Origin of the sequence: Yoonia sp. SDW83-1 (genome assembly GCF_046762885.1) — a bacterium.
Classification (GTDB): domain Bacteria; phylum Pseudomonadota; class Alphaproteobacteria; order Rhodobacterales; family Rhodobacteraceae; genus Yoonia.
Genome location: NZ_JBKQXO010000009.1, coordinates 98,075 through 115,680 on the forward strand (window position 1 = coordinate 98,075; position 17,606 = coordinate 115,680).

General features: G+C 60.2%; 18 protein-coding genes. 17 read left to right on the forward strand and 1 reads right to left on the reverse strand.

Translation table 11 applies throughout. The features are described from left to right. The first annotated feature begins 42 nt into the window (after positions 1-42). The 12 genes from bchC to dxs all read left to right on the forward strand — a co-directional run bounded on the left by bchC (position 43) and on the right by dxs (position 10,192). Positions 43-981, forward strand: a complete 939-nt coding sequence (gene bchC / locus ACFWW4_RS13080; RefSeq protein WP_411891261.1) for a chlorophyll synthesis pathway protein BchC — start codon at positions 43-45, stop codon at positions 979-981. Then, the gene (locus tag ACFWW4_RS13085) at positions 978-1,982 is read left to right on the forward strand and encodes a chlorophyllide a reductase iron protein subunit X (RefSeq protein WP_411891262.1); all 1,005 of its coding nucleotides are present in this window, start codon (positions 978-980) and stop codon (positions 1,980-1,982) included. Before bchC ends, ACFWW4_RS13085 begins: the two co-directional genes overlap by 4 nt. Then, entirely contained in the window at positions 1,969-2,118 is a 150-nt protein-coding gene (locus ACFWW4_RS13090) for a hypothetical protein (protein WP_411891263.1), read from the forward strand. The genes ACFWW4_RS13085 and ACFWW4_RS13090 overlap by 14 nt, the downstream gene beginning before the upstream one ends. Next, a complete protein-coding gene (gene bchY / locus ACFWW4_RS13095; RefSeq protein ID WP_411891264.1) occupies positions 2,108-3,709 on the forward strand; it encodes a chlorophyllide a reductase subunit Y in 1,602 nt (533 codons plus the stop codon). The genes ACFWW4_RS13090 and bchY overlap by 11 nt, the downstream gene beginning before the upstream one ends. A gap of 76 nt (positions 3,710-3,785) precedes the next feature. Further along, entirely contained in the window at positions 3,786-5,246 is a 1,461-nt protein-coding gene (gene bchZ / locus ACFWW4_RS13100) for a chlorophyllide a reductase subunit Z (protein WP_411891265.1), read from the forward strand. Then, a complete protein-coding gene (gene pufQ / locus ACFWW4_RS13105) occupies positions 5,243-5,467 on the forward strand; it encodes a cytochrome PufQ (protein ID WP_411891266.1) in 225 nt (74 codons plus the stop codon). The genes bchZ and pufQ overlap by 4 nt, the downstream gene beginning before the upstream one ends. A gap of 147 nt (positions 5,468-5,614) precedes the next feature. Continuing rightward, positions 5,615-5,770, forward strand: coding sequence for a light-harvesting antenna LH1, beta subunit (gene pufB / locus ACFWW4_RS13110; protein ID WP_393933440.1), 156 nt, complete (start codon positions 5,615-5,617; stop codon positions 5,768-5,770). A 14-nt stretch (positions 5,771-5,784) separates the two neighbouring features. Further along, entirely contained in the window at positions 5,785-5,940 is a 156-nt protein-coding gene (pufA, locus tag ACFWW4_RS13115; protein ID WP_393933438.1) for a light-harvesting antenna LH1, alpha subunit, read from the forward strand. Between the two features lie 127 nt (positions 5,941-6,067). Next, entirely contained in the window at positions 6,068-6,898 is an 831-nt protein-coding gene (gene pufL / locus ACFWW4_RS13120; RefSeq protein ID WP_393933436.1) for a photosynthetic reaction center subunit L, read from the forward strand. Between the two features lie 13 nt (positions 6,899-6,911). Further along, complete coding sequence (gene pufM / locus ACFWW4_RS13125) at positions 6,912-7,841, forward strand: photosynthetic reaction center subunit M (protein ID WP_393933434.1); 930 nt, start codon at positions 6,912-6,914, stop codon at positions 7,839-7,841. 11 nt (positions 7,842-7,852) lie between these two features. Next, positions 7,853-8,086: an RC-LH1 core complex protein PufX gene (pufX, locus tag ACFWW4_RS13130; RefSeq protein ID WP_393933432.1), complete on the forward strand. Its 234-nt coding sequence runs from the start codon at positions 7,853-7,855 to the stop codon at positions 8,084-8,086. 180 nt (positions 8,087-8,266) lie between these two features. Then, on the forward strand, positions 8,267-10,192 hold the full coding sequence (gene dxs / locus ACFWW4_RS13135; RefSeq protein ID WP_411891267.1) for a 1-deoxy-D-xylulose-5-phosphate synthase: 1,926 nt from the start codon (positions 8,267-8,269) through the stop codon (positions 10,190-10,192). A 262-nt stretch (positions 10,193-10,454) separates the two neighbouring features. On the opposite strand, the gene ACFWW4_RS13140 is transcribed toward dxs, so the two are convergent. Continuing rightward, on the reverse strand, positions 10,455-10,880 hold the full coding sequence (locus ACFWW4_RS13140) for a hypothetical protein (RefSeq protein WP_411891268.1): 426 nt from the start codon (positions 10,878-10,880) through the stop codon (positions 10,455-10,457). A 221-nt stretch (positions 10,881-11,101) separates the two neighbouring features. Between ACFWW4_RS13140 and ACFWW4_RS13145 the strand changes: the two genes are divergently transcribed. The 5 genes from ACFWW4_RS13145 to ACFWW4_RS13165 all read left to right on the forward strand — a co-directional run bounded on the left by ACFWW4_RS13145 (position 11,102) and on the right by ACFWW4_RS13165 (position 17,579). Further along, positions 11,102-12,577 carry an ABC transporter substrate-binding protein gene (locus tag ACFWW4_RS13145; RefSeq protein ID WP_411891269.1) on the forward strand — a complete coding sequence of 492 codons (1,476 nt, stop codon included), beginning with the start codon at positions 11,102-11,104 and terminating at the stop codon, positions 12,575-12,577. Between the two features lie 230 nt (positions 12,578-12,807). Beyond that, a complete protein-coding gene (locus ACFWW4_RS13150) occupies positions 12,808-13,752 on the forward strand; it encodes an ABC transporter permease (RefSeq protein WP_411891368.1) in 945 nt (314 codons plus the stop codon). Then, on the forward strand, positions 13,749-14,564 hold the full coding sequence (locus ACFWW4_RS13155) for an ABC transporter permease (RefSeq protein ID WP_411891270.1): 816 nt from the start codon (positions 13,749-13,751) through the stop codon (positions 14,562-14,564). Before ACFWW4_RS13150 ends, ACFWW4_RS13155 begins: the two co-directional genes overlap by 4 nt. Further along, the gene (locus ACFWW4_RS13160) at positions 14,561-16,156 is read left to right on the forward strand and encodes an ABC transporter ATP-binding protein (RefSeq protein WP_411891369.1); all 1,596 of its coding nucleotides are present in this window, start codon (positions 14,561-14,563) and stop codon (positions 16,154-16,156) included. The genes ACFWW4_RS13155 and ACFWW4_RS13160 overlap by 4 nt, the downstream gene beginning before the upstream one ends. Next, positions 16,137-17,579, forward strand: a complete 1,443-nt coding sequence (locus tag ACFWW4_RS13165; RefSeq protein WP_411891271.1) for an aldehyde dehydrogenase family protein — start codon at positions 16,137-16,139, stop codon at positions 17,577-17,579. The genes ACFWW4_RS13160 and ACFWW4_RS13165 overlap by 20 nt, the downstream gene beginning before the upstream one ends. Positions 17,580-17,606 lie beyond the last annotated feature (27 nt).

Below are 17,606 nucleotides of genomic sequence, written 5' to 3' on the forward strand. Positions count from 1 at the left end.
GGCTGAGTCTTTTCGGGTCTATCGCGGCAGGTGGGAGACGTTTTGGAAAGCAAGGCCGTCATACTCTCAGCACCCGGGAAACTGGCGCTCGATACGGTGGGAATCACATCGCCAGAGGCCGATGATATCGTTGTGGCGATCCGGCATTCCGGCATTTCCACTGGTACGGAAAAGTTGTTCTGGTCGGGTGAAATGCCGCCATTTCCCGGTATGGGCTACCCCCTGATCCCCGGATACGAGGCCGCTGGTGAAGTTGTCGAAGCAGGCGCTGACAGTGGGTACCGCGTGGGCGAACATGTCTTTGTGCCCGGCGCCACTTGCTACGAAGGGGCGCACGGACTGTTCGGGGCCGCCGCCGCAACGCTTGTGACCAAAGCGGCCCGTGTCACCCGGATTGACGCAGGTTGGGGCGCCGCTGGCGCCCTGCTGGCCCTGGCCGCAACCGCCCGGCACGCAATGGCCGGGCCGGGCAAGGCTGTTCCCGATCTGATCGTTGGTCATGGCGTGCTTGGCCGCCTTCTGGCCCGCCTGACCATTGCCGCCGGTGCGCCTGCACCCACGGTCTGGGAAATCGACCCGATCCGGATGGGCGGTGCCGACGGGTACGAGGTAATGACCCCCGAAACCGACACCCGCCGCGATTATACGTCCGTCTATGATGCATCCGGACGTGGCGATCTTTTGAATGACCTGATCGGACGTATCGCCAAAGGCGGCGAGATTGTTCTGGCCGGTTTTTATACCGCACCGCTGCAATTCGCCTTTCCACCCGCGTTCATGAAGGAGGCCCGCTTTCGCATCAGCGCAGAGTGGACGCCTGACGACATGACGGCAACCAAAGCATTGGTCGAGGCCGGCGCGCTGGAGCTGGCCGACCTGATCACCCACCAACAACCGGCTGCCGAGGCGGCCAAGGCCTACCAGACCGCCTTTACCGATCCGGCCTGTCTGAAAATGATCCTGAACTGGGGAACTGCGTGAAAGATGAGATTCCAAACCTGAAGGATTTTGATCAGCGCCTGCGGGACGAAGCGGCTGAAGAACCTTCGCTTGAGGTGCCACAGGGTGAACCCACGTCGAAAACCCAGATCATTGCGATTTATGGCAAGGGCGGCATCGGCAAGTCATTCACTTTGGCAAACCTGTCACACATGATGGCCGAGATGGGCAAACGCGTGCTGCTGATCGGCTGTGATCCAAAATCCGACACCACCAGCCTATTGTTTGGCGGCAAGGCCTGCCCGACGATCATCGAAACCAGCGCCAAAAAGAAGCTGGCCGGTGAAGAGGTTGCTATTGGCGACGTTTGCTTTAAACGGGGCGGTGTTTTTGCCATGGAACTTGGCGGCCCTGAAGTGGGTCGCGGCTGTGGTGGCCGTGGGATCATTCACGGTTTCGAACTTCTCGAAAAGTTGGGGTTCCACGACTGGGACTTTGATTATGTGCTCCTCGACTTTCTCGGGGATGTTGTCTGTGGTGGCTTCGGCCTGCCCATCGCGCGCGATATGGCGCAGAAGGTAATACTTGTCGGATCGAACGATCTCCAATCGCTTTATGTTGCTAACAATGTCTGCTCCGCGGTCGAATACTTCCGCAAGCTTGGTGGCAATGTTGGGGTCGCCGGACTTGTCATTAACAAAGATGACGGGACAGGAGAGGCCCAGGCCTTCGCCGAGGCAGTTAGTATTCCTGTCCTTGCTGCAATCCCACAAGACGACGACCTAAGGAAGAAATCCGCGAATTATCAGATCGTCGGCACCCACCAAAGCAAGTGGGGCCCGATGTTCGAAGGTTTGGCAGAGGCGGTCGGCCTTGCGCCACCGGTCCGTCCGACACCGCTGGACCAGGACGGTCTGCTGGGCCTGTTTGACGCCAAGGACACTGGCGGCGATTATCAGTTGGTCCCCGCAACAGATACCGACATGCGCGGCAAAAATGCCAAGCCCAAGGAAAGCCTGGAGGTCATCTATGATGACGCCTGATGCTGACAAAACCCAATGGGCGCAAGTGTATCAGATAATGGCCAAGGCCTGCCCCGAGCAGACCAAACACCTGCTGGACGATATCCGCCGCAGCGCCCCGATCATCGTCAAGGAACGCCAACACCATGACGCATGAGTCCGGAAAAAAAGGCTATGAGGTCGGCTATGATGAGGCTGGCAAAGTCCAGATCATCGAAGGCGTTGCCCGTGCCGCGGTGGAGGTCCCGGATCAGGTCCGGGACGCTGTCGCGCTTGAGGGCGACTGTACTGCCGGGGCAGCCACGATGGAGGCTGCAGCGCGGGCTGCGGGCAAATCGGACATCCTGGATCAATACGCCAAGGACTATCCGCAAGGACCCCACGACCAGCCGCAAAGCATGTGCCCGGCTTTCGGGTCTTTGCGCGTGGGCCTTCGCATGAAGCGGGTCGCCACCGTTCTATCTGGCTCCGCCTGCTGTGTTTATGGTCTGACATTCGTGTCCCATTTCTACGGCGCCCGCCGGTCGGTGGGTTATGTGCCGTTCAACTCTGAAACACTGGTCACCGGTAAGCTGTTCGAAGATATCCGCGAGAGCGTCCACGATATGGCCGATCCTGATCGCTATGACGCGATTGTGGTGACGAACCTGTGCGTACCGACCGCCTCTGGCGTGCCGCTGCGTTTGCTGCCCAAAGAAATCAACGGCGTGCGCATCGTCGGGATCGACGTACCCGGTTTTGGTATCCCGACCCATGCGGAGGCCAAGGATGTCCTCGCCGGTGCGATGCTGAACTATGCCCGTGAAGAGATTGCGGCAGGTCCGGTGCAGGCGCCCGTGGGCGGCAAGTCAGATCGTCCGACCGTCGCGCTTTTGGGCGAGATGTTCCCGGCCGATCCAATGATGATCGGCGCCATGCTGGGCCCAATGGGGTTGGCTGCTGGTCCTGTTGTTCCCACGCGCGAGTGGCGCGAGCTTTATGCGGCCCTTGATTGCGGTGCAGTTGCAGCGATCCATCCGTTCTATACCGCATCCATCCGAGAGTTTGAGGCCGCCGGTCGTCCAATCGTGGGTTCCGCCCCGGTGGGCTATAACGGCACGGCGGCTTGGCTGATGAATATCGGCGAGGCGTTCAACGTGCCGCCAGCACAGATTGCGGCGGCGCAGAATGCGTTTTTGCCTGCAATCAGCGAGGCACTAAAAGGCGCTCAGATCAACGGCACCGTGACGCTGTCGGGTTATGAAGGGTCCGAGTTGCTGGTCGCCCGCCTGCTGATCGAAAGCGGCGCGGATGTCCCTTATGTCGGCACGGCCTGTCCAAAGACGCCGTGGTCAGCGCTGGATGCCGAATGGCTTGCCTCGCGTGGTGTGAAAGTGACCTATCGCGCTTCGCTCGAGGATGATTTGGCCGCTGTTGACGCGATCAAACCAGACCTTGCCATTGGCACAACACCCGTTGTGCAGCACGCCAAGGAACACGGCATTCCGGCGCTTTACTTCACCAACCTGATTTCTGCACGGCCACTCATGGGGCCAGCGGGTGCGGGCTCGCTGGCTCAGGTCGTGAATGCGGCAATTGCCGGGAAAGAAAAGATGGACGCGATGCGCGCTTTTTTCGAAGGCGTCGGCAATGGGGACACCGCAGGTGTCTGGGAGGGGTCGCCGAACCTGCGGCCGGACTTCCGTGCGCAGCATCAAAAGAAACTCGACAAGATGGCGCGGGCCGCGAAAGCGGAGCAAATGATATGAAGAATTTTCTCCAAAATTCTTCTGTCGGGCAAAATCTTCGTCATGAAGATTTTGCGGCCCCGCAAGGAGGCGCGCCATGTTAGTCACCGATCATGATCGTGCCGGGGGCTACTGGGGTGCAGTCTATGCATTCTGCGCCGTCAAGGGCCTGCAAGTTGTGATCGACGGCCCCGTAGGTTGCGAAAACCTGCCCGTGACCTCCGTTCTGCACTACACCGATGGCCTGCCTCCGCATGAACTGCCCATCGTCGTCACCGGCCTTGGCGAAAGCGAAATGGGCGAAGGCACCGAAGAGGCGATGAAGCGCGCTTGGGGAGTGCTTGATCCCGCACTGCCCGCAGTCGTTGTGACCGGATCAATCGCGGAGATGATCGGCGGCGGTGTCACCCCGCAAGGCACCAATATCCAGCGGTTCCTGCCACGCACCATTGATGAGGATCAGTGGGAATGCGCGGACCGGGCCATGACCTGGATCTTCACCGAATTCGGTATGACCAAGGGGCGCATGCCACCCGAGAAGAAGCGCGAGGAAGACGCCAAGCCGCGCGTGAACATTCTTGGGCCGATGTATGGCGCCTTCAACATGCCGTCCGATCTGGCCGAAATCCGGCGTCTGGTCGAAGGGATCGGGGCCGAGGTCAACATGGTGATGCCCCTGGGCGCTCATGTGGCTGAGATGCGCAATCTGGTGAATGCGGATGTGAATATCACAATGTATCGCGAATTCGGGCGCGGGCTTTGCGAGGTTCTGGGCAAGCCCTACCTGCAAGCGCCGTTTGGGATCGACTCAACCACAAAATTCCTGCGTAAACTGGGTGAGTTGACGGGTCTCGACCCGGAGCCGTTCATCGAACGTGAGAAGCATTCGACCATCAAACCCGTTTGGGATTTGTGGCGTTCGGTCACGCAGGACTTCTTTGCGACTGCGGAGTTTGGGATCGTCGCGAACGAAACCTATGCCCGAGGCGTGCGTCATTTCCTTGAAGGTGACCTGGGTTTCCCCTGCGCCTTCGCCGTGGCCCGCTGCCGTGGCAAGAAGACCAACAATGACGAAGTGCGCAGCCTGATCCACACTAAACGCCCGCTCATCGTGCTGGGGTCGATCAACGAAAAAATGTACATGGCCGAGATGAAGGCGGGACATGGCCCATCGCCGGTGTTTATCCCCGCCAGCTTCCCCGGTGCCGCGATCCGGCGCGCTACGGGCACGCCGTTCATGGGCTATGCAGGGGCGACTTACCTGCTGCAAGAGGTCTGCAATGGCCTGTTCGATGCGCTGTTCCATATCCTGCCGCTGGCCACCGATATGGATGCAACCGACGCCACCCTGACACCGCTGCGCCGCGATTTCCCTTGGGATGCCGACGCGCAGGCCAAGCTGGATGAGATCGTGGCGACCCATCCGATCCTGACACGTATTTCTGCCGCCAAAACGCTGCGGGACGCAGCCGAACGCGCGGCCCTCGACGCCGGAGCCGACCGGGTTGTTCTGGAAACCGTCGAGACCCTGCAATCATCCTCGGGAGGACGCAAATGACTGATTTCACAACAGATGCACTGGTGCTTCGGAGCCGAACCGCACCCCCGAAACGCGAATACTATGCCTATTTCACGCTGATCTTTCTGGCGACCCTGCCTTTGGCATTTCTGACCTGGGGGCTGTCGGCAGCCCGCCGGATGGAACTGCCTGAAAAGGGACCGCTGGCCAAGGCCTGGACACAGGCCCGGATCATTACGCCGCATATCTTCAACGCATGAAGATACGGCAAGACATTTGCCCAGCGATGGGCATTCACAGGTTCATCATTCCCCCCCGGGATGGTGGATTGGGGCAGAGGAAGAGCTTCTGTCGTAACCCGGCCGCGGGGGGTGCGCGGCGTCAGACCCCAATTTTGGAGACAAAACATGGCTGACAAATCAGACCTGTCTTTCACAGGTCTTACTGACGAGCAGGCCCAGGAGCTGCACTCAGTTTATATGAGCGGGTTTGCGATCTTCACGATCGTCGCCCTGATTGCTCATTTTCTGACGTACATCAAGCTTCCTTGGTTCAGCTGGTAGGAAAGGAATAGCACATGGCACAGTTCTACAAGATCTGGCTGGTATTCGACCCGCGCCGCGTCTTCGTGGCTCAGGGCGTATTCCTGTTCCTGCTCGCAGCGATGATTCACCTCGTCCTGCTGAGCAACCCAGCGACAAACTGGTTCCAGCTCGCCTTTGGCGCGCAGTAACCGGCTTCGCCGCACAAGATAGCTACGGGCAGGGCCACGCGTTCTGCCCGTAGCAAACACCGACATTGACGATGACAGGGCGCGCCCGAACGGGGACGCAGGGCCTGTCCATGAATGGAGTAGGAAGATGGCGCAGCTCAGCTTCGAAAGAAAATACCGGGTCCGTGGCGGGACATTGGTAGGCGGTGATCTGTTCGACTTTTGGGTGGGGCCATTTTACGTTGGCTTCTTCGGGGTCACGACGTTCTTTTTTGCCGTCCTAGGCACGATCTTGATCTTTTACGGGGCCAGCCAAGGCCCCACATGGAACCCCTGGCTGATCTCGATTGATCCGCCGCCTTTGGAATACGGCCTGGGTGCAGCGCCGCTACTGGAAGGCGGGCTGTGGCAGATTATCACGATCTGCGCCATCGGTGCCTTTGTCAGCTGGATGATGCGCGAAGTCGAGATTTGCCGCAAACTCGGCATCGGCTACCATGTGCCGTTCGCGTTCGGGGTTGCCATCTTTGCTTATGTCACGCTGGTGGTGATCCGCCCGGTCCTGCTGGGCGCGTGGGGGCACGGCTTCCCTTATGGTATCTTCAGCCACCTCGATTGGGTGAACAATGTGGGCTACGCCTATGGCAACTTCCACTACAATCCTGCCCATATGGTGGCGATCACCTTCTTCTTTACCACCTGTCTGGCGCTGGCGCTTCATGGCTCACTTGTGCTGTCCGCGGTCAACCCTGGCAAGGGCAAGGAAATCGCTTCGCCTGACCACGAAGACACCTATTTTCGCGATCTGATCGGCTATTCCATCGGGCCATTGGGCATCCACCGGCTGGGCCTGTTCCTGGCGCTGAATGCTGGCTTCTGGAGTGCGATCTGCATCGTAATCTCGGGCACCATCTGGTTCGAGGAATGGATCGTCTGGTGGGATTGGTATTACGAACTGCCCTGGTGGCGGGATCTGTAGGAGGACATGAACAATGGCTGAATATCAAAACATCTTCACCCAGGTTCAGGTTCAGGGACCGCCCGAACTGGGGATCAACCCCGCTGACACCAACCCCGCGTCAGAGCGGATCGGCAAAGGCCGGTTCTCCAAGCTGGCCGGCTGGTTCGGCAACGCCCAGCTTGGACCGCTCTACCTTGGGTCCTTCGGGGTCATCTCGCTGGCGACCGGTCTGATCTGGTTTGTCATGGTCGGCATGTCTTTCTGGGCGCAGGCCGATTACAACCCGGCGATTTTCCTGCGGGATCTGTTCTGGCTATCGCTGGATCCGCCATCGCCCGGCTATGGTCTGGGCATGCCACCTATGGATGACGGCGGCTATTTCATGATCGCCTCGTTCTTCCTGCTTGTTTCAGTGCTGACCTGGTGGGTCCGGACCTATCTGCGGGCCGAAGCATTGGGCATGGGCAAACATGTGGCTTGGGCCTTCGCGTCGGCCATCTGGCTGTTCCTCGTGCTGGGCCTGTTCCGGCCGATCCTGATGGGCGACTGGTCTGAAATGGTGCCTTACGGCGTCTTCAGCCATCTGGATTGGACCAACCTGTTCTCGATCACCTATGGCAACCTGTTCTACAATCCGTTCCACGCGCTGAGCATCGTATTCCTCTATGGATCCGCGTTGCTGTTCGCGATGCATGGTGCCACGATTCTTGCCGTCAGCCGCTTTGGCGGTGAGCGCGAGATCGAACAGATCGTGGATCGGGGTACGGCCACGGAACGGGCCGCCCTGTTCTGGCGCTGGACCATGGGCTTTAACGCCACGATGGAAGGTATCCACCGCTGGGCCTGGTGGTTTGCGGTTCTGACGACCCTGACAGGTGGTATCGGCATCCTGCTGACCGGAACAGTTGTCGATAACTGGTTCGTCTGGGCGCAAGACCACGGCTACGCCCCGCTGGATTAAGGAGAGAGATGATGAAAAACGATAACATCCTTAACCTGAACGAAAAGAGCAGGCTGACCGCCGATATCACGCTCTTGATGCTCAAAGGGGCAGGTTATGCTGCGGCCTTCATCCTGGCGGTATGGCTGATCATCGCGGTCATCGCGCTCATTGGTCGGGCCTTGCCCGCCGAAAGCCGGGACACACCTGATCCGATTATCCGGTCGTCACTCACGGTTGATGCACCTCTGGTGCAGACACTCTGACCACCTTGGGGCGGGCGGCGCGCGACGCTGCCGCCCGCCTCTTCGCCGTCGAACCTCCCTCCCTGGCTGGTTCGTCTTGGGGCATTGCGCCCCGTTCCCTTCCTGTTGGCTACAGGAGACTGGCGTCGCAAGCGGGGCAAACCCCTTGCGGCGCCTTTTTATACCTCAAGAGGTAACGCTATGACCGATCGCCCCGATACCCCGTTTCTTGACAGTGTTGCCGGCCCTGCTGATCTGCGACGGCTGAATGACACGGCGCTAGCGAACCTCGCCGATGACCTGCGGGCCGAGGTGATTTCGGCCGTGTCCCAGACCGGCGGGCATCTGGGGTCATCGCTGGGTGTGGTGGAACTGACCGTTGCCATTCATGCGGTTTTCGACACGCCCCGGGACAAGCTGATCTGGGATGTCAGCCACCAATGCTATCCGCACAAGGTACTGACCGGGCGGCGTGACCGGATCCGCACGTTGCGGCAAGAGGGTGGGCTGTCAGGCTTTACCAAGCGTGCCGAAAGCGAATACGACCCGTTCGGTGCGGCCCATTCCAGCACATCCATTTCCGCTGCTTTGGGCTTTACCGTCGGTCGCGATATGGGTCAGCCGACGGGTGATGCGATTGCCGTGATCGGTGACGGGTCGATCAGCGCAGGCATGGCCTATGAGGCAATGAACAATGCCGGGCACGAGGGGCGCCGGCTGTTTGTGATCCTCAACGACAACGAAATGTCGATTGCACCGCCCGTGGGGGCGATGTCGAAGTATTTGTCCAGCCTCTATGCCTCGCCCATGGGCGAGCTGCACAAGATGGCCGAAGGGTTCGAAGCGGCCTTGCCCGGCCCCCTGCGCGACCACGCCCGCCGCGCACGGCAGCTGGTGACAGGGGTGCAGACAGGCGGGTCCGGCACGCTGTTCGAGGAGCTGGGGTTCAGCTATATCGGCCCGATTGACGGACATGATATGTCACAGCTTTTGCCAGTCTTGCGGGCGGCAAAAACACGGGCGACAGGCCCCGTCCTGATCCATGTTTGCACAACAAAAGGAAAGGGTTACGCCCCTGCAGAGGGGAGTGCCGATTGCGGGCACGGTGTGTCAGAATTCGATGTGGCCACCGGCGCGCAAGCCAAGGGAAAATCCAACACGCCCGCCTATACCAAGGTGTTCGGATCGGCGCTGACGAAAGAGGCCGAGCTTGACCCGAAAGTCGTCGCCGTCACGGCGGCCATGCCGTCAGGCACCGGGGTCAACATCATGGGTGAGCGGTTTCCGAACCGTGTGTTTGATGTGGGCATCGCCGAACAGCACGGTGTTACATTCAGCGCGGGTATGGCCGCATCAGGGTTGAAACCGTTTTGCGCCATTTACTCGACCTTCCTACAACGCGGCTATGACCAGGTTGTGCATGATGTTGCCCTGCAAAACTTACCGGTTCGTTTCGCGATCGACCGCGCTGGCCTTGTGGGCGCCGATGGTCCGACCCATGCGGGCGCGTTCGACATCGGCTATATGGCGGCTCTGCCCAATATGGTGGTGATGGCCGCCGGGGATGAATTGGAACTGATGCATATGGTTCGTACAGCCGCTGCGCATGATGCAGGACCAATTGCTTTCCGCTATCCGCGGGGCGAGGGGGTCGGAGTAGACCTGCCCGAACGGGGCGAGATCATCGCTATCGGCAAGGGCCGTGTGGTACGCGAAGGCACTGATATCGCTTTGCTTTCCTTTGGTGCGCATCTGGCGGAATGCCACAAGGCGGCTGACGCGATGGCGGGTCAGGGCGTGTCAGTGACGATTGCCGATGCACGCTTTGCCAAGCCGCTGGACCGCGATTTGATCCGGCAGTTGTTGCGCAATCACAAGGCGCTGGTGACAGTCGAGCAGGGCGCGCGCGGCGGGTTCGGCGCCATGGTGCTGCATGATCTCGCCAATGACGGGCTACTGGACGGGCGGTGCCAGATCAGAACGATGACACTGCCGGACCGGTACATCGATCAGGCCTCACCGGCAGCGATGTATGCCGATGCCGGGCTGACGGCGGTGGACATCGCAGCAACCGCCATGCAGGCCGCCGGGGTCAGGCTGAAGCGGTCACCCCAGGGCGTTGCGTGACCCCCCACCGTACGGTGGTTTTCGCCATTTGCAGCGAATCGTGGGTTAACGCCTTATTTTGCTGGGAAATGGCCGGTCGGCATCGCGTCGGATCTGCGTCGGCAAAACGTCGGACCTTTTTGCAGCGTTTGGTGGGGTTAAGGGTGCGCGCGGTGGGGTTTGTTAAGGCGCGTTAAGGATTGGGTGAAGGTTCCAGCGGGCTACTGCCATCCCATCAATAGCTGACCATTTTCTTCAAAATAAGAAAAGTCGTCACGCCACACTAAGCGATATCTGCAAATTCTTCGAGAACGTCTACGCCGGGCGTATTTCGCAGGAAATCGAAAACGGTTTCGGAGAACTCCCCAACCTCACTTCCAATGTCTTTCTTCCACCAAAGCATGCCTTTCGTTCGCTTCTGCGGCTGAATGGCGATCATAACTTCCATGACCGCATCTCTGTCGTCCTCGGGCTCGGCGAGTGAAGAGAGTGTTACGCCAAACTCAACACCCGATGAACGATGAAATGCTACAACGAGCCAGCCGTAGTCTTCGCCGACGATTTCAAGTCGATCGTATCCATGTTCCTTGAGTTCAGACTTAATGGCTTCGGCAAGTGAAAACCCTGACATGAAGTCATTTACCAATTCATCATCTTTAATATGTCGCCGGAAGCCCGGTGCTTTGACATGCATGTGACTGGTGATCATCCGATTGAGTTCCACGCTAGGTTGAGCAATGCCTCGCCTTCAGATGAGCTTAGGTTAAGCAGCTCGGAGGCGAAAGCGTGAATACAGGGCTGACAATCCGCTGAAGGGCCTCAAAACGTAGTAACGCCTTGCTGATCGCTAACAACGCCTACTCCGCCTGTCGCAGGACTTGATTTGCCCAGACGTTAGGTCAACACTCATCCCGACAACAGGGGGATATCATGTATCATTTCAAACGCTTTGCCGCTTCGGCTGTTATCGGTCTTTGGGCCACGACCGCGCTGGCGCAGGACAGCATCACCGTGGCCATTCAGTTGGAGCCGCCGAACCTTGACCCCACGGGCGGGGCCGCGCAGGCGATTGATAGTGTGCTTTATGCCAATGTGTTTGAAGGGCTGACCCGGTTTGATGCTGATGGCGCGATTATCCGGGGGCTGGCGCAAAGCTGGGATATCTCGGATGACGGGCTGGTCTATACCTTCAACCTGGCTGCCGGGGTGACGTTTCATGACGGCACGGCGATGGATGCGGAGGATGTGAAGTTCAGCCTTGATCGCGCCCGGGCCGAGGATAGCACCAACGCGCAGAAGGGTCTGTTTGCTGGGATTGCGGATGTGACCGTAGTGGACCCGCTGACCGTGCAGGTGACGCTGGACCAACCGAACGGGAATTTTCTGTTCAACATGGCGTGGGGGGATGCGGTGATTGTGGCGCCCGAAAGCATCGAGAACATCGCGAGCAATCCGATTGGCACGGGTCCATTCACATTCACCGATTGGGTGCAGGGTGACCGGATCGAGCTGACGCGCAATGCCGACTACTGGGGTCCCGCACCGGCACTGGAAACTGCGACCTTCCGCTTCATCAGCGATCCGACCGCTGCCTTTGCTGCTGTGATGGCCGAGGATGTGGATGCATTCATCGGCTTCCCAGCGCCAGAGAACCTGCCGCAGTTCGAGGCTGATCCAAGGTTCCAGGTGCTGGTCGGCAATACCGAGGGCGAGACGATCCTGTCGACCAACAACAAGATGCCGCCGTTTGACAATGTGCTGGTCCGGCAGGCTGTGGCCCATGCCATTGACCGGCAGGCGATCATTGACGGGGCGATGTTTGGCCTTGGTACGCCGATCGGTACCCATTTCGCACCGCATCATCCCGATTATGTCGATCTGCTGGCCAATTCGCCGCATGATCCGGATCGCGCGCGGGCATTGCTGGCCGAGGCGGGCTTGGCCGATGGTTTTACTACCACGCTGAAGTTGCCGCCGCCCTCCTATGCCCGCCGCGGGGGAGAGATTATCGCGGCCCAGCTGCGCGAGGTGGGGATCGAGACCGAGATCACGAACCTCGAATGGGCGCAGTGGATCGAGGAGGTTTTCACAAACAAGGATTTCGGCTTGAGCATCGTCAGCCATACCGAGCCGATGGATATCGGGATCTATGCCAATCCGGACTACTATTTCCAGTATGACAACCCGGAATTTCAGGCGCTGATGGAAGAGCTGAACGCGACCACCGACCCGGCGGGGCGGAGTGCGTTGCTGGCCCGGGCGCAGACGATCATTTCGGAGGATTACGTGAACGGGTATCTGTTCGAGCTGGCGGTGGCGACGGTGGCCAAGGTGGGTGTGCAGGGCTTGTGGGTGAACCAGCCGACGGCGGCGGTTGATCTGACCGGGGTGAGTTGGTCTGAATAGCAACATTCCCATAGAGAAACGAGGGCATCGCCCGACCTGGAGGGCGTTTGTAACATGTTGAATTCGAACGGCATCGCAACAGGCGAAACGATGTGTCTGTTGATACGTTGCAAAATCGCCCTCCAGGGGGAGGTGTCGCCATTGTCGCTCGGACCAATGGCACGAAATGGCGACCGATGCCCGGTCTGTCGACCGGGCGTGACGTCTTAGATGCTCTGCATTTCATCACAATGATCCGCTATGCCCTTGGCCGTCTGACATCGCTGATCATCAGCCTTTTTGTGGCGTCTTTGGTAATCTTTGCGGTGATCGAGGTGATCCCGGGCGATCCCGCCGCCTTCATGCTGGGGGTGAATGCAAGGCCCGATACGATTGCGGCCTTGCGGGCGGAAATGGGCCTCGATCAGTCTGTGGTCACCCGGTATTTCGACTGGGTGACGGGGCTGTTGCGCGGGGATTTCGGGCAAAGCTGGACCTACAAGACACCGGTGGCTGACCTGATCGCGGATCGCATCTGGGTGTCGCTGCCGCTGGCGATCTATGCGCTGATCCTGTCGACCCTCATCGCCTTTCCCGCCGGTATTTATGCCGCCAGCCGGCGCGGTGGCCCTGGTGACATCACGATCATGGGGGCGACGCAACTGGGCGTGGCGATCCCGAATTTCTGGTTCGCGATGATCCTTGTGCTGATCTTCGCGATCAATCTGCGCTGGTTCAGTGCAGGGGGCTTTCCGGGGTGGGGTGATCCGTTGCAGGCGATCAAGGCGCTGACGCTGCCTGCCATTGCGCTGGCCCTGCCGCAGGCCGCGATCCTTGCGCGTGTCATGCGGTCATCGCTTTTGGACATGCTGGGCGAGGATTTTATCCGCACCGCCCGTGCGAAGGGGTTGAGCCGCAGGCAGGCCCTGTGGCGTCATGCCGTGCGCAACGCGCTGATCCCGGTGCTGACGATCATCGGGTTGCAGTTTTCGTTTCTGCTGGCCGGTGGGATCATCATTGAACAGGTGTTTTTCCTGCCCGGGCTGGGTCGCTTGATTTTCCAATCCATCAGCGCCCGCGACCTGATCGTGGTGGAAAGCGTGGTGATGCTGCTGGTCTTTACCGTGATTGTGGTGAATTTCGCGGTCGATCTGGCCTATGCCGCTGTTGACCCTCGACTGAGGGCGCGGGCATGAGCCGGAACCTGATCATCGGTATCGCGCTGACTGTGGTTTTTCTGGCGCTCGCGGCGGTGTCGTTTCTGTGGACGCCCTACGATATCGAGGCGCTGGACATTCCGAACAAGCTGCAAGGCCCGGGCGGGGCAAATCTGCTGGGGACCGATCATTTCGGGCGCGATATCCTGTCGATGATCATGATGGGTGCGCGCACGTCGATTGCGGTGGCGCTGGTTGCCGTGGGCATCGGGATGGCGATTGGTATTCCGTTGGGGCTGCTGGCCGCGGCACGGCGCGGATCGCTGCTGGATGAGCTGATCATGCGCGGCAATGATCTGGTGTTCGCGTTTCCGTCGTTGGTGATCGCGATCCTGATCACGGCGGTGTTTGGGGCGTCGGCGGTGAATGCGATTATCGCCATCGGCATTTTCAACATTCCGGTTTTTGCCCGGCTGACGCGGGGGGCAGCCCTGCCGCTCTGGGAGCGGGATTTCATTCTGGCCGCCCGTGTCTGCGGCAAGTCGGCGGCGCGGATTTCGGTCGAACATATCCTGCCCAACATCACTAATCTGATGATCGTGCAGGGGACGATCCAGTTTTCGCTGGGGATATTGGCCGAGGCGGCGCTGTCCTATATCGGGCTGGGTGCGCAGCCGCCAACGGCGAGTTGGGGCCGGATGCTGGCGGATGCGCAGACGCTGGTCAGCATCGCGCCACATACCGCGCTGGTGCCAGGCTTTGCGATCCTCTTGATGGTGCTGGGGCTGAACCTGCTGGGGGACGGGTTGCGCGATTGGCTGGACCCGCGGATCAGGGTGGCGCGGGTATGAGCATTCTGGCGATCAATGGCCTGTCGCTGCGGATTGGTCAGACGGAGATCCTGCAGGATGTGAACCTGTCGATGCAGCATGGCGAGATTGTCGCGATCACGGGCGAAAGCGGATCGGGCAAATCCATGACAGCGCTGTCGGTCATGGGGCTGCTGCCGCGCGGGGCGGTGGCAGGGGGGCAAATCCTGCTTGATGGTGTGGACATCCTGCAAACGGCAGAGCCGGACCTGTGCCAGATGCGCGGCAATGCGATGGGGATGGTGTTTCAGGAGCCGATGACGGCACTGAACCCGGTGCAGACGATTGGCGCGCAGGTAGCGGAGACGATCCTGATCCATGAAAAGACCACGAAAGCCGAAGCGCATCAGCGCGCGGCGGCGATGCTGGAACGGGTCGGGCTGAAGGTTGCCCCGACGCGGTATCCGCATGAGTTGTCAGGCGGGCAACGCCAGCGCGTCGTGATCGCGATGGCGATTGCGCTGCGCCCTAAGCTGCTGATCGCGGATGAACCGACAACTGCGCTGGATGTGACCACGCAGGCGCGCATTCTGGACCTGCTGCAAGACCTCGTGCGTGAATTCGATATGGGGCTTTTGCTGATCACCCATGATCTGGCCGTGGTGGCCGATGTCGCCGATCATATCGTGGTCATGCAGAAGGGCCGCGTGGTCGAGGCCGCGCCGACGGCGGAGTTGCTGACCAATATGCAGCATCCCTATACGCGGGCCTTGTTTGCGGCGTCTGGCCATGCTGTCCAACTGCCGGAACGCGGGGGTGTCGGGCAGCTTTTGTCGGTGCGCAATGTTGTGCGTGATTATCCAGCGCGCCGGAAAGCCCTGTTTGGTCCGCGCCCGATGGTCAGGGCGCTGGACGATGTGAGTTTTCAGATGGACCATGGCGAGCGTGTTGGGCTGGTGGGCGAAAGTGGGTGTGGGAAATCCACCGTGACGCGCGCGATTCTGGGGCTTGAGGAGGTGCAGGGCGGGGAAATCCGACTGGATGGCGAACCGGTCTTTACCCATCATCGCCCGAACCTTGCTGTGCGGCGTCGGATGCAGGTTGTGTTTCAGGACCCTTACAGCAGCTTCAACCCGCGTCACCGGGTGGACCGGCTGATCACCGAGCCGTTTCATCTGCTGGATGATCCGCCCCAAGGCAATGCGCGGGCGGCAGCGATTGCCAAGGCGCTTGGCGATGTCGGGTTGTCGCCGGGTGATGCGGGCAAGTACATCCACGAATTTTCCGGGGGTCAGCGCCAGCGGATCGCGATTGCGCGTGCCCTGATTATTGAGCCGGAACTGATCATCTTTGATGAGGCGGTGTCGGCTTTGGATGTCTCTGTCCGGGCGCAGGTGCTGGACCTGATTGCCGATCTTTGCCGCAAGCGCCCGCTGGCGTATCTGTTCATCAGCCATGATCTGTCTGTCGTGCGCACCGTCACGGACCGGGTCATGGTGATGCAGGCAGGCAAGATCGTGGAGCAGGGTGAGACGGAAAAGGTGTTCACCACTCCGCAGCACCCCTACACGCAGACCCTGATTGCCGCTGCACCGAAACTGCCGGAGTTGTCCCATGCCGTTGAAACAGTTTGATATTCCCGAAGCCTCGCATCTGATCGCGGGGGCTTGGATTCGGGGACATGCCCCGATCCAAGTCACGAACCCGTCTGACGGTGAATTGCTCACCACCATCGCGCGCGGCACCGCTGATGACGTTGATGCGGCTGTTGCGGCGGCGCAAAAGGCCCGCGATGGGGATTGGGGCCGGATGACCGCGTTGGAGCGTGGCCGCATCCTGACCCGGCTGGGTATTCTGGTGCTGAACCATCGCGAGGCGCTGGCGAAGCTGGAAGCGATGGATGTGGGCAAGCCGCTGACGCAAGCCCTGGCGGATGTGGTGGCGCTGGCTCGATATATGGAGTTTTATGGCGGGGCGGCGGACAAGATCACGGGCGAGACGATCCCGTATCTGGACGGCTACACCGTCTATACGCTGCGCGAGCCACATGGGGTGACGGGCCATATCATTCCGTGGAACTATCCGATGCAGATCATTGGCCGGTCGGTCGGGGCCGCGCTGGCGATGGGCAATGCCTGCGTGCTGAAGCCGGCAGAGGATGCGTGTCTGACGGCACTGGCCTTTGCCGCGCTGGCAATGCAGGCGGGGCTGCCTGCCGGTGCGCTGAATGTCGTGACCGGGCTAGGGGCTGAGGCCGGGGCGGCGCTGGCCGCGCATCCCGGGGTGCAGCATATGTCGTTTACAGGGTCGGTCCGCACGGGGGAGGCGATACAGGCGGCGGCTGCGCGCAATGTGATCCCGGTCACGCTGGAATTGGGGGGCAAATCCCCGCAACTGGTGTTTGACGATGCCGATCTGGACCGAGCGCTGCCGTTTCTGGTGAATGCGGGCATCCAGAATGCGGGGCAGACCTGTTCGGCGTCGAGCCGGATTTTGGTGCAGCGCGGTGTGTATGATCAGGTGCGGGATCGGATGGCCGCCGCCTATCGCGATCTGAAGGTTGGCCCGGCGATGGACGACTTGAATGTCGGCCCGCTGATATCGGCCCGGCAGAAGGAGATTGTGGAGGGGTTTCTGGCGCGGGGCGCTGACCTGACCATCGCCGCAGAAGGACAGATCGTTACAGATGCGCCGGGGCATTATGTGCGCCCGACCCTGTTTGCGGATGTCCCGCCGGATCATGTGCTGGCGCGCGACGAAATCTTTGGCCCGGTGCAGATCATCATTCCGTTCGAGGATGAGGCTGAGGCGCTGCGCATTGCGAATGGCACAGACTACGGGCTGGTTGCATCCATCTGGACCCGCGATGGCGGACGCCAGATGCGACTGGCGAAGGCGCTGCGGTCGGGGCAGGTGTTCATCAATAATTACGGGGCCGGAGGTGGTGTGGAACTGCCTTTTGGCGGCGTCGGCAAATCGGGGCATGGGCGCGAAAAAGGGTTCGAGGCGCTTTACGGGTTTTCAACGCTCAAGACTGTCGCAGCCTGGCATGGGTGAGTCGCGTTGAAATGGGTTTTGTTTCCC

Excerpts from the sequence above, each read along its gene's own strand:
- ACFWW4_RS13150 (WP_411891368.1), top strand. The coding sequence starts at position 12,808 with ATGATCCGCTATGCCCTTGGCCGTCTGACATCGCTGATCATCAGCCTT.
- bchZ (WP_411891265.1), top strand. The coding sequence starts at position 3,786 with ATGTTAGTCACCGATCATGATCGTGCCGGGGGCTACTGGGGTGCAGTC.
- pufA (WP_393933438.1), top strand. The coding sequence starts at position 5,785 with ATGGCACAGTTCTACAAGATCTGGCTGGTATTCGACCCGCGCCGCGTC.
- pufL (WP_393933436.1), top strand. The coding sequence starts at position 6,068 with ATGGCGCAGCTCAGCTTCGAAAGAAAATACCGGGTCCGTGGCGGGACA.
- pufQ (WP_411891266.1), top strand. The coding sequence starts at position 5,243 with ATGACTGATTTCACAACAGATGCACTGGTGCTTCGGAGCCGAACCGCA.
- pufB (WP_393933440.1), top strand. The coding sequence starts at position 5,615 with ATGGCTGACAAATCAGACCTGTCTTTCACAGGTCTTACTGACGAGCAG.
- ACFWW4_RS13090 (WP_411891263.1), top strand. The coding sequence starts at position 1,969 with ATGATGACGCCTGATGCTGACAAAACCCAATGGGCGCAAGTGTATCAG.
- ACFWW4_RS13165 (WP_411891271.1), top strand. The coding sequence starts at position 16,137 with ATGCCGTTGAAACAGTTTGATATTCCCGAAGCCTCGCATCTGATCGCG.
- dxs (WP_411891267.1), top strand. The coding sequence starts at position 8,267 with ATGACCGATCGCCCCGATACCCCGTTTCTTGACAGTGTTGCCGGCCCT.
- pufM (WP_393933434.1), top strand. The coding sequence starts at position 6,912 with ATGGCTGAATATCAAAACATCTTCACCCAGGTTCAGGTTCAGGGACCG.
- pufX (WP_393933432.1), top strand. The coding sequence starts at position 7,853 with ATGAAAAACGATAACATCCTTAACCTGAACGAAAAGAGCAGGCTGACC.
- ACFWW4_RS13155 (WP_411891270.1), top strand. The coding sequence starts at position 13,749 with ATGAGCCGGAACCTGATCATCGGTATCGCGCTGACTGTGGTTTTTCTG.
- bchY (WP_411891264.1), top strand. The coding sequence starts at position 2,108 with ATGACGCATGAGTCCGGAAAAAAAGGCTATGAGGTCGGCTATGATGAG.
- ACFWW4_RS13160 (WP_411891369.1), top strand. The coding sequence starts at position 14,561 with ATGAGCATTCTGGCGATCAATGGCCTGTCGCTGCGGATTGGTCAGACG.
- ACFWW4_RS13145 (WP_411891269.1), top strand. The coding sequence starts at position 11,102 with ATGTATCATTTCAAACGCTTTGCCGCTTCGGCTGTTATCGGTCTTTGG.
- ACFWW4_RS13140 (WP_411891268.1), bottom strand. The coding sequence starts at position 10,880 with ATGATCACCAGTCACATGCATGTCAAAGCACCGGGCTTCCGGCGACAT.